The 12,903-nt window shown below is 31.7% G+C and carries 15 protein-coding genes; 9 read left to right on the top strand and 6 right to left on the bottom strand.

Features of this window, described 5'->3' with window-relative positions:
* Positions 1–3 precede the first annotated feature (3 nt).
* The 6 genes from ACFQ5N_RS02635 to ACFQ5N_RS02610 all read left to right on the top strand — a co-directional run bounded on the left by ACFQ5N_RS02635 (position 4) and on the right by ACFQ5N_RS02610 (position 5,918).
* On the top strand, positions 4–438 hold the full coding sequence (locus ACFQ5N_RS02635; RefSeq protein ID WP_386807502.1) for a heme-binding domain-containing protein: 435 nt from the start codon (positions 4–6) through the stop codon (positions 436–438).
* Between the two features lie 6 nt (positions 439–444).
* Positions 445–1,116 (top strand): toxin-antitoxin system YwqK family antitoxin, encoded by a 672-nt coding sequence (locus ACFQ5N_RS02630; RefSeq protein WP_386807500.1) that lies wholly within the window; start codon positions 445–447, stop codon positions 1,114–1,116.
* Between the two features lie 11 nt (positions 1,117–1,127).
* A complete protein-coding gene (locus tag ACFQ5N_RS02625; protein ID WP_386807498.1) occupies positions 1,128–1,964 on the top strand; it encodes a sulfurtransferase in 837 nt (278 codons plus the stop codon).
* 121 nt (positions 1,965–2,085) lie between these two features.
* Positions 2,086–3,273 (top strand): tRNA 2-thiouridine(34) synthase MnmA, encoded by a 1,188-nt coding sequence (gene mnmA / locus ACFQ5N_RS02620; protein ID WP_386807496.1) that lies wholly within the window; start codon positions 2,086–2,088, stop codon positions 3,271–3,273.
* A gap of 73 nt (positions 3,274–3,346) precedes the next feature.
* Entirely contained in the window at positions 3,347–4,981 is a 1,635-nt protein-coding gene (locus ACFQ5N_RS02615; protein WP_386807494.1) for a S8 family serine peptidase, read from the top strand.
* Position 4,982: 1 nt separating this feature from the next.
* Positions 4,983–5,918 (top strand): NAD(P)H-dependent flavin oxidoreductase, encoded by a 936-nt coding sequence (locus ACFQ5N_RS02610; protein WP_386807491.1) that lies wholly within the window; start codon positions 4,983–4,985, stop codon positions 5,916–5,918.
* A gap of 6 nt (positions 5,919–5,924) precedes the next feature.
* Here ACFQ5N_RS02610 and ACFQ5N_RS02605 read toward each other — a convergent pair whose 3' ends face one another.
* From ACFQ5N_RS02605 to mtaB, 6 genes are all read right to left on the bottom strand, one after another.
* Positions 5,925–6,170 (bottom strand): DUF1456 family protein, encoded by a 246-nt coding sequence (locus ACFQ5N_RS02605; protein ID WP_386807489.1) that lies wholly within the window; start codon positions 6,168–6,170, stop codon positions 5,925–5,927.
* 43 nt (positions 6,171–6,213) lie between these two features.
* Entirely contained in the window at positions 6,214–6,597 is a 384-nt protein-coding gene (locus ACFQ5N_RS02600) for a TSUP family transporter (protein WP_386807487.1), read from the bottom strand.
* Between the two features lie 5 nt (positions 6,598–6,602).
* Entirely contained in the window at positions 6,603–7,523 is a 921-nt protein-coding gene (locus tag ACFQ5N_RS02595) for a lytic transglycosylase domain-containing protein (RefSeq protein WP_386807485.1), read from the bottom strand.
* Between the two features lie 78 nt (positions 7,524–7,601).
* A complete protein-coding gene (locus tag ACFQ5N_RS02590) occupies positions 7,602–8,261 on the bottom strand; it encodes an alpha/beta hydrolase (protein WP_386807483.1) in 660 nt (219 codons plus the stop codon).
* The gene (locus ACFQ5N_RS02585; protein ID WP_386807481.1) at positions 8,261–8,902 is read right to left on the bottom strand and encodes a MarC family protein; all 642 of its coding nucleotides are present in this window, start codon (positions 8,900–8,902) and stop codon (positions 8,261–8,263) included. The genes ACFQ5N_RS02590 and ACFQ5N_RS02585 overlap by 1 nt, the downstream gene beginning before the upstream one ends.
* A 12-nt stretch (positions 8,903–8,914) precedes the next feature.
* The gene (gene mtaB / locus ACFQ5N_RS02580) at positions 8,915–10,249 is read right to left on the bottom strand and encodes a tRNA (N(6)-L-threonylcarbamoyladenosine(37)-C(2))-methylthiotransferase MtaB (protein WP_386807479.1); all 1,335 of its coding nucleotides are present in this window, start codon (positions 10,247–10,249) and stop codon (positions 8,915–8,917) included.
* A 39-nt stretch (positions 10,250–10,288) separates the two neighbouring features.
* Between mtaB and ACFQ5N_RS02575 the strand changes: the two genes are divergently transcribed.
* From ACFQ5N_RS02575 to ACFQ5N_RS02565, 3 genes are read left to right on the top strand one after another with little or no spacing between them, the layout of a single operon-like run.
* Positions 10,289–10,774 carry a GNAT family N-acetyltransferase gene (locus ACFQ5N_RS02575; protein ID WP_386807477.1) on the top strand — a complete coding sequence of 162 codons (486 nt, stop codon included), beginning with the start codon at positions 10,289–10,291 and terminating at the stop codon, positions 10,772–10,774.
* Positions 10,771–11,088: an antibiotic biosynthesis monooxygenase family protein gene (locus ACFQ5N_RS02570; RefSeq protein ID WP_386807475.1), complete on the top strand. Its 318-nt coding sequence runs from the start codon at positions 10,771–10,773 to the stop codon at positions 11,086–11,088. Before ACFQ5N_RS02575 ends, ACFQ5N_RS02570 begins: the two co-directional genes overlap by 4 nt.
* A gap of 37 nt (positions 11,089–11,125) precedes the next feature.
* Positions 11,126–12,748, top strand: coding sequence for an ABC transporter substrate-binding protein (locus tag ACFQ5N_RS02565; protein ID WP_386807473.1), 1,623 nt, complete (start codon positions 11,126–11,128; stop codon positions 12,746–12,748).
* The last annotated feature ends 155 nt before the right edge of the window (positions 12,749–12,903 follow it).

Genomic DNA, 12,903 nt, shown 5'->3' with positions numbered 1-12,903 from the left:
TCCATGAAAAAAGTGCTTCTAGGAGTTTTAGTAGGTATTATTTTAATACAGTTAATAAGGCCTAATAAAAACGACTCTCAAAACAATACCAATCATATTTCAACAATTGCACCAATACCTTCAGAAGTTGAAGCAATATTAAAAACTTCGTGTTATGATTGTCATTCAAATTCAACAATTTATCCATGGTATAGTGAAATTGCACCCGTTTCTTGGTATTTAGCAAGTCATGTAAATGATGGAAAGGAACACCTAAACTTGTCTGAATGGACAACTTATAACAGCTATCAAAAAGAACATATTCTAAATAATTTTGAAGAAGTTTTAGTGCGTCATCAAATGCCTTTAAAAAGTTATTTGTTAGTACATAAAGAAGCTGAAATGTCAAAAGAGCAATATAATACGTTAATTGCTTGGGTAAAAACGCTGGAGAAATAATAATTTATGAAAGTACAATTTTTAATGTTTTTATGTTGTTTTAATATGTTGTTATTAACAGCACAAGAAAGCATCAATCAAGTTAATGAGAGTGGAGCACGTGAAGGTATTTGGAAAAAAGAGTACCCAAATGGAAGAATTCGATATCAAGGTCAGTTTAAAAATGGAAAAGAAATAGGTGTTTTTAAATATTACAGCATTCGTTCATCAAAACATCCTATTTTAATCAAAACATTTTCTAAAGAAAATAATTTGGCTGAAGTGGTTTTTTATACCGAAAATGGCGTGATAGAAAGCAAAGGTGTTATGGATGGTAAAAACCGTGTAGGACAATGGCTTTATTATCATAAAGATGGTGTAACAATTTTGTCTGAAGAAAATTATGAAAACGGAGTTTTAAATGGTGTTTCTAAAACATTTTATAAAACAGGAAAACCTACAGAGATTTTATATTATAAAAATGGAAAACTTCATGGAAATATGCAACGTTTTGCTGACAATGGCGTTTTAATTGATGATGTGAATTATGTAGATGGTAAATTAAATGGGCTTGCAAAGTTTTATAATTTAAAAGGTGAATTAATTTATACAGGAATGTATAAAAATGATGAAAAAATAGGGAAGTGGGAATATTTTAATGAAGAGGAAACCAAAGATAAATCTATTTTAAAACAATAATTAAAACCATTATGACATTAAATCCTTTAGTTTCAGTGAAATGGCTTGCTAAAAATTTAGATATTCCAAACTTAGTTATATTAGATGCAAGTACTCAAAAAAATGCATCAAAATTAGTACCTAAATATTTGGGTGTGCAAATTAAAGGAGCACGTATTTTTGATATGGAATCAACTTTTTTTGATGAAGAAAATCCAATTCCTAATATGATGCCTAATCCTAAAGTGTTTGAAACAGAATGTCAAAAATTGGGAATTCATTCTAATAGCATAATTGTAATTTATGATAATTTAGGAGTTTATACCAGCCCAAGAGCCAGATGGATGTTTAAAGCTATGGGACATCAATATGTAACGGTTTTAAACGGAGGCTTAACTGCTTGGAAAGAGGCTGGCTATGCGTGTGAAGAAAAAAAAGAAAAAACGTATAAGTTAGGAGATTTTAAAGCATTGCATCAACCTAATTTGGTGAGAGATTCTAAATTTATATTAAACAATCTTCAAAATAAAGAAGTGCTGGTTGTTGATGCTCGTAGTAATGATCGTTTTTTAGGTGAAAGTCCAGAGCCTAGAGCAGGAATGGCAAGTGGCCATATTCCAAACGCAATTAGTTTTCCATACAAGCAAGTGTTAGAAGAAGGGAAAATGAAATCGAAAAACGATTTACTTCAATTAATAGAAGATTTAAAGGTTGACAATAAAGAACTTGTTTTTACTTGTGGCTCAGGCGTTACAGCGTGTATTATTTTATTGGCTTTTGAATTGGTAAACGACAATCAAAAATCGTTGTACGATGGTTCTTGGTCTGAATGGGGACAACTAGGAAAGTTTCCTGTTGAGGTTGGATAAATTCATACTTTTTACAATTTTAAGTAGGTTGTTTTAGCCCTAAAATGATTAAGGATTTACTTTTAAAATTAACTTTTCTTTATAAAAGTAATGCGTAACTTTGCAAACTAAATTTTATAAAATGAAACGTGTAATTGTTGGACTTTCTGGAGGTGTAGATAGTAGTGTTGCTGCTTATTTATTAAAAGAGCAAGGTTATGAAGTTATTGGCTTATTTATGAAAAATTGGCACGATGATTCTGTGACTATTTCTAACGAATGTCCGTGGTTAGAAGATAGTAATGACGCTATGATTGTGGCTGAAAAGTTAGGAATTCCGTTTCAAGTAGTAGATTTAAGCGAAGATTATAAAGAGCGTATTGTAGATTATATGTTCAATGAATACGAAAAAGGACGTACACCAAACCCAGATGTATTGTGTAATCGTGAAATTAAATTCGATGTGTTTTTAAAAATAGCATTGGAATTAGGCGCAGATTATGTTGCAACCGGACATTATTGTAGAAAAGGAGAAGAAGAAATTGAAGGTGAACCAGTTTATAAATTATTGGCTGGTAAAGATGACAATAAAGATCAATCGTATTTTTTATGTCAATTATCTCAAGATCAATTAGCAAAAGCGTTATTTCCTATTGGAGAATTAACAAAACCTGAAGTACGTAAAATAGCTGCTGAGCAAGATTTAATTACTGCCGATAAAAAAGATTCTCAAGGATTATGTTTTATTGGTAAAGTGCGTTTGCCAGAATTTTTACAGCAAAAGTTAATGCCTAAAGAAGGTGTAATTGTTCAAATTCCTGCAGATTCTGAAATATACAATCGCAAAATCCCTTCATTTGGTTCAGAAGAAGAAAAGTTACAGTTTTTCAGTGAAAAATATAAGTATAATGTAGCTGATGGAAAGGTTGTTGGAAAACACCAAGGAGCACATTATTTTACAAAAGGGCAGCGTAAAGGATTGGCTGTTGGGGGTACTAAAGAACCTTTGTTTGTAATTGATACTGATGTAAATGAAAATGTAATTTATACCGGAGAAGGTAAAAATCATAAAGGATTATACCGTAAAGTGTTATTTGTTTCTAATGAAGAATTGCATTGGATTCGTACCGATTTGGCTTTAAAAAATGGTGAAACAATGGAGGTGTTATCAAGAATTAGATACCGTCAAAAATTAGAAGAAGCCACTTTACATAAAGTTGAAACAGGAATGTTTGTATCGTTTAAAAACGCACAATCTGCCATTACTGAAGGTCAATTTGTGGCTTGGTACTTAAATGATGAGTTGTTGGGCTCTGGAGTAATTTCATAAATTTTTACAGATTTTTGAGTTTTTAACTCAATAAAAAGTAGTAAATTTAGTTCATAATTAAGCCCCGCAATAATTGAAAAAAACACTACTTATACTTACACTCTTCTTTTCTGTTTTTAGTTTGAAGGCTCAAACTGAAGATGCTTGGGTGTATTTTACAGACAAGCCAAGCGAAAAAGAGTTTTTAAGTTCTCCTTTAAAAATGTTGACACAACGGTCTTTAGATAGAAGAATACGTTACAATATTAGCTTAGATTTTAAAGATATTCCGGTTGAAGAATCCTATGTGCTACAACTTAAAACTACTGAAGGCATTAAAATTTTAGCGCGTTCTAAATGGTTAAATGCCTTACACGTGCAAGGTTCACAAGAAGCAATTACTAGTTTATTGGATAATAATTTTGTAGCTAGCATTCAATTTGCAAATAAATCATTGAGTTCTATTGAAAAAGGTTCAACTTCAAAAAAAACTGTAAGTAAAAAAAATAAATTCGAGGTCTTAACAGATTTTGATTACGGAAAAGGTGCCACTCAAATAAATATTATGAAGGGTGAAGTTTTGCACGAAAATAATTTTACAGGTGAAGGTGTACAAATTGCTGTGATTGATGGTGGTTTTCCAAATGTTGATACTTTTTTGAGCTTTGAACGAATTAGAAATAACAATCAAATATTGGGAGGATACGATTTTGTGAATAGAGATTCCAATTTTTATACAGGAGATTCGCACGGAGCAACAGTTTTATCTACAATAGCTGGCTATGTTGAAGATGAGTTTGTAGGTACGGCACCTGATGCTCATTTTTATTTATTTATTTCAGAAGATGTTGATATTGAGTCTCCTTTAGAAGAAAGTTTATGGGTAGAAGCCGCCGAAAAAGCAGATAGTTTAGGTGTAGATATTATAAATACATCATTAGGTTATAGCACTTTTGATAATCCTGATTACGACTATACATACGAAGATATGGATGGGAATACAGCATTTATTAGTCGTGGTGCTGAAATTGCTTTTTCTCGAGGGATGATACTTGTAAATTCAGCAGGAAATGAAGGTACTGATGCTTGGCATTATGTGACTGCTCCCGCTGATTCCAAATCGGTATTGAGTGTTGGAGCGGTATATTCTTTTGGAGTAATTGCGGTTGCACCTTTTAGTTCGTTTGGGCCAACAGCTGATGGTCGTTTAAAACCAGATGTTAGTGCAATTGGTGCTTTTGGTACTGGAATTGATGCCTCAGGGAACGTAACAAGATCTTTGTTTGGAACTTCATTTGCATCGCCAATTTTGGCTGGTTCTATTGCATGTTTATGGCAAGCGTTTCCCCAAAAAACAAATGCAGAGATAACTCAATTGGTAAAAGAGTCTGCACATTTATATTTGAATCCTACCGATCAACAAGGATATGGTGTTCCAAATTTTGAAACAATTTTTAATATTTTAATTGAAGAAATTCCTGAAATTGAGTTAGAAAACGTACAACCTTTTCCAAATCCAGTAGAAAATGAATTAAACTTTAAGTTTTCTACATCAACTGTTAGTGAAGTTGAAGTGGTAATTTATAATTTATTGGGACAAATGGTTTCTAAAGAAATGGTTTCAAAGTTGTACCCAGTAAAAGATATTTCTTATTTAGCTAAAGGCGTGTACTTGTTGCAATTGTCTTATAATAATCAAAAACAAACAATAAAACTCATAAAAAAATAACATGAATCACCGTATTACACAATTATTTAATATAAAGTACCCAATAATTCAAGGAGGAATGGTTTGGAATAGTGGTTGGAAATTAGCTTCAGCAGTTAGTAATGCAGGTGGTTTGGGCTTAATTGGTGCCGGTTCAATGTATCCGAATGTATTACGCGAACACATTCAAAAGTGTGCAAAAGCAACCAATAAACCTTTTGGCGTAAATGTGCCTATGTTGTACCCAAATATTGAAGAAATTATGCAAATAATTGTGGAAGAAGGAGTTAAAATAGTATTTACTTCCGCAGGGAATCCTAAAATTTGGACTTCTTTTTTACAAGAAAAAGGAATAAAAGTGGTGCACGTAGTAAGCAGTGTAAAATTTGCTGTAAAGTCTGAATTAGCTGGTGTTGATGCCGTAGTTGCTGAAGGTTTTGAAGCGGGCGGACATAATGGAAGAGAGGAAACTACAACGCTAACATTGATACCAATGGTAAAAGAAAAAGTAAAAATTCCTGTAATTGCTGCTGGTGGAATTGCAACAGGAAGAGGTATGTTAGCAGCAATGGTGTTAGGTGCAAACGGTGTGCAAATTGGAAGTAGATTTGTGGCGAGTGTTGAGGCATCATCACATATTAATTTTAAAGAAGAAGTGGTAAAAACACAAGATGGTGATACTTATTTAACCTTAAAAGAATTGGCACCAGCACGATTGATTAAAAATCAATTTTTTAATGAGTTACAAGAGCTTTACAAACAAAAACCAACAGTTGAGCAAGTAAGAGAGAAATTAGGAAAAGGTAGAGCTAAAAAGGGAATGTTTGAAGGCGATTTAGAAAATGGAGAATTAGAAATAGGGCAAATTGCTGGATTAATTCATGAAATTAAACCAGCGGCTGAAATTGTTGAAGAAATTATTGAAGAATTTAATGAGGTAAAAGCTTCATTTTGCTAATAAAAGCTATTTTGATTCTTTTTTTGAAGGCATTGGTCCACGTAAATGTATAATCAAACCATTTAAAAAGTTACGTAATAGTTGATCACCACATTCCATATATTTTGGATGGTCTTCTTTTCTAAAAATTGCACCAAGTTCACTTTTAGAAATGTTAAAGTCTACAAGTTTGCAAATGGCTACAATATCTGTATCACGTAATTTGTGAGCTACACGTAGTTTTTTAAAAATATCATTATTTGTTAATCCCATTTGGCAAAGTTACTACTTTTTTAATTCTAATTGAATTTGTTTTCTACTTGGTGAAAATTAATTTTATAGCTACAATAAGCATAAAAAAACCAAATATTTTTTTCAAGGTACGTTGGTCTATTTGTAGTGCTAATTTAGAACCTAAAAAACCTCCAATTATAAATAATAAGGAAACAGTTAAAGCAACTCTCCAATCAATATTTCCGCCAGTTCCGGAGGTATGATAATTATAAACCGCTAAAAAGGTTACCGGAGGTAACATAACCGCTAAACTTAAACCTTGTGCATTGTGTTGTGTAAGTCCAAGAAATAAAACAAAAAGAGGTACCATAATAATACCGCCACCAACGCCTACTAAACCACTTAAAACACCTGCTAAAAGTCCAATAATGATAAGAGTGATAATTGTTGATAGAGTCATTTTCATATTGCTTAAAGTGGAATTTTTATTTCATATAATCTTCTTGAAGCATTGTTTAATTTATTTTCACGTAACCAAGGGTTGTGTAGTTTCAAGGTTTTATAGTTGATACCCATTTCTTTTGAAAAACGAGCAATATTTGTAATAACAGTGTCTACTTTTACAGTACGTGTGGCTTCTAAATTATACAAATCATTGTCTTCTAAAATGAAACCATATTTTGTTGGATTCGATAAAATTTCTTTAACGGCAACCATTCTTGGGATATAACGTTGCGTTTCTTCAGGTAATAATAAATCATAATAACTGTCAACTAATTGAGTATTCATTCTTTTTGAAATTCCTGCATTACCAGCGTTATAAGCTGCAGCAGCTAAAGTCCAACTTCCAAAACGTTCTTTTGCCTTTAGTAAATAATTACAAGCAACTTGGGTAGCTTTTTCAAGATTATAGCGTTCGTCTACATTGGTGTTTATTTCTAATCCATTTTCTCTTCCTGTAGCTTTCATAATTTGCCAAAAACCACGTGCTCCGGCAGGTGAAGTTACATTTTGTAAGCCACTTTCTATTACGGCTAAATATTTAAAATCATTTGGAACACCATTTTTCTCTAAAATAGGCTCAATAATTGGAAAGTATTTATGTGCTCTTTTAAAAAGGAGTAAACCATTTGATTGCCAGTAGGTGTTTACCAATAATTCTCTATCAATACGCTCTTTAATATCTTCTTTTTCAAGAGGAACAAGTTCACCCGCAAAATTCAAGTTTGAAGGAATTTTTAAGGCCTTAATTTGATAAGATTCACTTGTGTTTTTTTCATTATCGGTAAGAATAATTTCTTTTGAAATAGCTTCTTTTTTTGTCGAAAAAATAAATAACGAACTTATTAATACAATAGCAACTAAGCCTAAAATTTTTCCTGAATTTTTCATGATTTCCCCAAATTTAATGATTTGCTCAAAGTACAAATTTATTCGCATTTGATGAAAGAGTACTTCTAATTTTAACAATTAAATAGCTTCTGAAATTAATTTGCTAATTGTTTTTGCTTTGAAAATGATCATTTCGTGTGTTCCGTTTTTAACAAGAATACAATTTTTTATATGTTTAATTGGAAAAATATGATCATCTGTTCCGTGGATATGAACACAATTTTTTAAAGGTTCTTTCTGGTTCCATTTTAAAACATTTTCTATAGACCAATTCAAGTACAACTCATCTCTAACAGATAAATATTCCTTATACAATTTTACTCTTTTTTTGGCAAAATCTCCGAAAGCATATTTTGCGTACTCTTCAAATTTAGAAACAGATTTTGAAGGAAATAGTTTATATAATTGCGTTTTTTGAATTATTTTTAATCGGTTTGGAAGCTCGTTGCTCGATTTTATGGTAGAAATTAAAATGATTTTTTTAACGTTTAAAAAATGACTCATTTCTTGAACCAAAATCCCTCCAAATGAAACACCAACTAACACCGGGTTTTCTTCAGTAACAAATGCAGCCATTCTTTGTGCGTAGTCTTGTAACGTTTCTTGTACTGAGGTTGGTAGAATCCACTCTAAATAATGTATTTCAAATTTAGCTGTAGGAAGTTTTAAATACTCAAATATTTTTGGGCTTGCTGCCAAACCAGGCATTAAATAAATATGAGTTTTTTGTGTTTCCATTAGCTATTCATAATATCTAAAATAATTGGTTTTAATCCGCTAAAGAAAAATTCAACAGCAATTACCATAACAATTAATCCCATTAAACGCATCATAACTTTATTACCTGTTTCTCCTAACTTGTCGCTAATTGTGCTTGCGCCAATAAGTATTAAATAGGTGAGTAGCAATACAAATGCTATTACAGCTATTAAAACAGTTTTATGTTGAATGTCATGAGAGTCTTCCATTAAAATAATGGCATTTGTAATTGCTCCAGGTCCACAAATCATTGGGATTGCCAAAGGTGTTATTGAAATATCGTCTACATATGCATTTATTTTTTCTTCATCTTTTGTATGTTTAAAAGAACCCAAACGTGCTTGTAGCATGTCCCAGCCCATCATAAAAAAAATAACACCACCTACAATTCTAAAACTATTGACAGAGATTCCAAAAAAAATAAATAATATTTGACCTGAAAATGCAAATGCCAAAATGGTTAAAAAAGCTACAATTGTGGCTTTTTTTGCTGTTTGTTTTCTACGTTTTTTACTTAATGTAGACGTCATTGTCATAAAAATAGGCATGGTGCCTAATGGATTTATGATAGTAAAAAATGCGGTAAAAACTAAAATCGCAAATGTATATAAATCAGTCATTTGTAAAAAAAATTAAATAAACACAGGGGTTTTAATCCAGTTAAAACGTACTACACCATCTTCATCAATTTCTGTTAAAGTAATTTCTTGTAAGGTATTCACCAACTCCGGGTTCCAAGGGGTTTTTACTTTTACATAGTTTTGGGTAAAGCCGTGTATAAAACCATCTTTGTTTTCACTTTCAAACAATACCGTTAAATCATTTCCTAATTGACTTTCATAAAAGGCTCTACGTTTTTTTACAGACAGTCCTCGTAACATTTTACTGCGTTTTGCACGCACTTTTTTAGGTACAACACCTTTCATATCAAAAGCTTCTGTATTTGGACGTTCAGAGTAAGTGAATACGTGTAAATATGAAATATCTAATTCGTTTAAATAATTGTAGGTTTCTAAAAATAATTCATCGGTTTCACCAGGAAATCCAACAATAACATCAACTCCAATACAAGCATTAGGCATTACTTTTTTAATAGCTTCTACACGATTGTCGTAGGTTTCACGTAAATAACGACGTTTCATTAACTTCAATAATGTATCACTTCCACTTTGTAATGGAATGTGAAAATGCGGCACAAAACTATTGGAGTTTGCAACAAAATCAATGGTTTCATTGGTTAATAAATTAGGTTCAATAGATGAAATTCGTAAGCGATGAATTCCATCAACAGTATCTAAGGCTTGTACCAACTCATTAAAGGTATGCTCGTGTTTTTTGTTACCAAATTCGCCTTTTCCATAATCACCAATATTTACACCAGTAAGCACAATTTCTTTAATTCCTTTTTCTGAAATTTCTTTGGCGTTTTTTAAAACGTTTGCCAATTCATCACTTCTAGAAATACCACGTGCTAAAGGAATGGTACAGTAAGTACATTTATAGTCGCAACCATCTTGTACTTTTAAAAAGGCACGTGTTCTATCACCAATAGAATAAGACCCAACATAAAAATCTGCATCTTCAATTTCACAAGAGTGCACTTCGCCCATTTCATTTTTAGAAAGGTCGTTTATATAATCAGTTACTTTAAATTTTTCAGTAGCACCCAATACCATATCAACACCGTCAACAGCTGCTAATTCTTCGGGTTTTAATTGTGCATAACAACCAATTGCAATTAAAAAAGCATTTTGGTTTTGTTTTAATGCCGATTTTACAATGGATTTAAAACGTTTATCAGCATTATCTGTTACCGTACAGGTATTAATAACATAAATATCAGCTTTCTCATTAAATTCAACACGTTCAAAGCCTTCGTTTTGAAAACTACGTGCAATTGTAGAGGTTTCTGAAAAATTTAGTTTACATCCTAGCGTGTAAAATGCGACTTTTTTTTGTGCGCTCATTCTTGTACATTTATCGGATGCAAATTTACAATATTATTGATGATATTTGAAACCAATCGGCTTAGAGTTCGAAAATTAACAATTTCTGATATTAACGACTTTCATAAAATGCAAAGTGATACCGCTGTGATGCGCTATATTACAGGAAAAGTAGCTACTTTTGAAGAAAGCTCTGTTAAATTGAATGAGTGGATTTTTGGATATGAAAATAATAATGTGAAATGGCCGTATGCTGTTGAATTAAAGGAAGATGGAAGTTTTATAGGGATTTGTGGAATTATTGAAAAAAATGAAATTGGGTATCGGTTTTTAAGGGAATATTGGCATCGTGGGTTCGGAACAGAGTTAGTTGAAAGTTTACTTGTTTTTTCAAAACAAATAGGTTTAAAAAAATTAAAAGCCAATGTAATTATTGAGAATGTAGGTTCATATAAAATTTTAAAGCGCGCCGGATTTGTTGTTGTTAAAGAAGATATTTGTAAATACACTAAATTACCTGAATATTTAATGCACTTAGATTTATGATTACAAATACCCCAAAACCACCATATTATGCCGTTATTTTTTCTAGCGTTAGAACCGATGTTGATGAAGGGTATAACGAAACTGCTGAAAGAATGGAAGAATTAGCGAAACAGCAAGAAGGATTTTTAGGCGTAGAATCTGCAAGAAATGAAGTTGGTGTTACTGTTTCTTATTGGGAAAGTTTAGAAGCTATTTTAAATTGGCGAAATAACGCAGAACATACATTGGCAAGAACAAAAGGAAAAGAAATGTGGTATAAAACATATCAATTACGAATTTGTAAAGTTGAAAGAGCATATGATTTTGAGAAATAGTTTTAAGAGGTTGAGCAGTAATGAAACCTTTTTTTTAATGAAAGGAATTTTTATTAAAGCTTTTGGAGTACGCTCAGTCACTGTACTTATGCTATGTTTAATATTGATTTCTTGTAGTTCAAAAACTTCAAATTTTAAAGATTCACAAGTGTTTAGATACAACGAACACGCAAATATAACAACGTTAGATCCTGCTTTTGCTAAAGATTTACGAACCATTTGGGTAACGGGGCAATTGTTCAATGGTTTGGTAAAATTAGATGATAAGTTGGAAGTGCTACCTGATTTAGCTGAGTCTTGGTCAATTTCAGAAGATGGGAAAACCTACCGTTTTAAGTTGCGAAATGATGTGAAATTTCATAAACATAAATTGTTTGGAAAAGATTCTACTAGAAATGTGATTGCCAAAGATTTTGAATACAGTTTTAGTAGGTTGTTAGACCCTAAAGTTGCGTCTCCAGGGAAATGGGTGTTAGAGTTTGTTGAAAAGTATGAAGCCGAAAATGATAGCACGTTTATAATTCAATTAAAACAACCGTTTCCTCCGTTTTTAAGTATTTTAAGTATGCAATATTGTGCTGTGCTTCCAAAAGAAGCAGTAGATTATTTTGGTGATAATTTTAGAGCAAACCCAATAGGAACAGGCCCATTTCAATTTAAATTATGGGTAGAAAACACCAAGTTGGTTTTTAGAAAAAATCATCAGTATTTTGAAAAAGATGAAAGCGGAACAAGTTTACCTTATTTGGAAGCAGTTGCCATTACATTTTTGCCAGACAAGCAAAGTGAATTTTTGCAATTTATTCAAGGTAATATTGATTTTATGAGTAGTATAGATGCTTCTTACAAAGATGATTTATTGACTTCAGAAGGAAAGTTGAAAGCACAACATGTTGAAAAAATTGATATGATTACGGGACCTTATTTAAATACAGAATATTTAGGGGTTTATTTAGATGCAGATGAAAAGGAAGTAAATGCTTTAAAAATTAGAAAAGCCATTAATTACGGTTTCAATCGTGAGAAAATGATTAAATATTTAAGAAATGGTATAGGTACACCTGCGATTAATGGGTTTATTCCAAAAGGTTTACCTTCTTTTAATGAAATGGAAGGTTATACATACCAGCCTCAAAAAGCTAAAGAATTGGTGCAATCTTATATGGAAGAAACAGGAAATATGAATCCGTCCATAACCATTAGTACCAACAGTCAATATTTAGATTTGTGCGAATACATTCAGCGTGAAGTTCAAAAAACGGGCTTGGAAGTGAAAATAGATGTGATGCCACCATCAACGTTAAGGCAAACAAAAGTAAATGGAAAGTTGAGTATTTTTAGAGGTAGCTGGGTAGCCGATTATCCGGATGCGGAGAATTATTTATTTATATTTCATAGTAAGAATTTTTCACCAAACGGACCAAATTACACGCACTATAGCTCAAAAGAATTTGATGCTTTATATGAAAGTTCTATTCAAATTGTTGATACTAAACAAAGACGCGCTATGTACCAAAAAATGGATAGTATGGTCATGGCTTCAGCAGCCGTAATTCCTTTATATTACGATGAGGTAGTGCGTTTTACACAGAAAAATATTTCTGGTTTAGGAATTAACCCAATTAATCATTTAGATTTATCTAGAGTAAAAAAGAACTAGCGAAAAATTCTATGAGTAGTAGGAGTTTTTAAAAGAAATTAATAATCACTGTTATGAAATGATATTGATATCTTTATTTGAAAACTAAACTTTAATCACGAAATGGTTTAATTTTGAGTTGTTTGTAAAGTGTAAAGCTAACTCTAAAATTAAGT

Source organism: Lutibacter holmesii (assembly GCF_042679665.1).
In the GTDB taxonomy this organism is placed as follows: domain Bacteria; phylum Bacteroidota; class Bacteroidia; order Flavobacteriales; family Flavobacteriaceae; genus Lutibacter; species Lutibacter holmesii.
This window is presented reverse-complemented; position numbering and strand designations above follow the sequence as displayed.

Bases quoted from the DNA above. Each gene is read 5' to 3' on its own strand.
- ACFQ5N_RS02635 (WP_386807502.1), top strand. From the start codon at position 4: ATGAAAAAAGTGCTTCTAGGAGTTTTAGTAGGTATTATTTTAATACAG.
- ACFQ5N_RS02630 (WP_386807500.1), top strand. From the start codon at position 445: ATGAAAGTACAATTTTTAATGTTTTTATGTTGTTTTAATATGTTGTTA.
- ACFQ5N_RS02625 (WP_386807498.1), top strand. From the start codon at position 1,128: ATGACATTAAATCCTTTAGTTTCAGTGAAATGGCTTGCTAAAAATTTA.
- mnmA (WP_386807496.1), top strand. From the start codon at position 2,086: ATGAAACGTGTAATTGTTGGACTTTCTGGAGGTGTAGATAGTAGTGTT.
- ACFQ5N_RS02610 (WP_386807491.1), top strand. From the start codon at position 4,983: ATGAATCACCGTATTACACAATTATTTAATATAAAGTACCCAATAATT.
- ACFQ5N_RS02605 (WP_386807489.1), bottom strand. From the start codon at position 6,170: ATGGGATTAACAAATAATGATATTTTTAAAAAACTACGTGTAGCTCAC.
- ACFQ5N_RS02600 (WP_386807487.1), bottom strand. From the start codon at position 6,597: ATGAAAATGACTCTATCAACAATTATCACTCTTATCATTATTGGACTT.
- ACFQ5N_RS02595 (WP_386807485.1), bottom strand. From the start codon at position 7,523: ATGAAAAATTCAGGAAAAATTTTAGGCTTAGTTGCTATTGTATTAATA.
- ACFQ5N_RS02590 (WP_386807483.1), bottom strand. From the start codon at position 8,261: ATGGAAACACAAAAAACTCATATTTATTTAATGCCTGGTTTGGCAGCA.
- ACFQ5N_RS02585 (WP_386807481.1), bottom strand. From the start codon at position 8,902: ATGACTGATTTATATACATTTGCGATTTTAGTTTTTACCGCATTTTTT.
- mtaB (WP_386807479.1), bottom strand. From the start codon at position 10,249: ATGAGCGCACAAAAAAAAGTCGCATTTTACACGCTAGGATGTAAACTA.
- ACFQ5N_RS02575 (WP_386807477.1), top strand. From the start codon at position 10,289: ATGATATTTGAAACCAATCGGCTTAGAGTTCGAAAATTAACAATTTCT.
- ACFQ5N_RS02570 (WP_386807475.1), top strand. From the start codon at position 10,771: ATGATTACAAATACCCCAAAACCACCATATTATGCCGTTATTTTTTCT.
- ACFQ5N_RS02565 (WP_386807473.1), top strand. From the start codon at position 11,126: ATGAAAGGAATTTTTATTAAAGCTTTTGGAGTACGCTCAGTCACTGTA.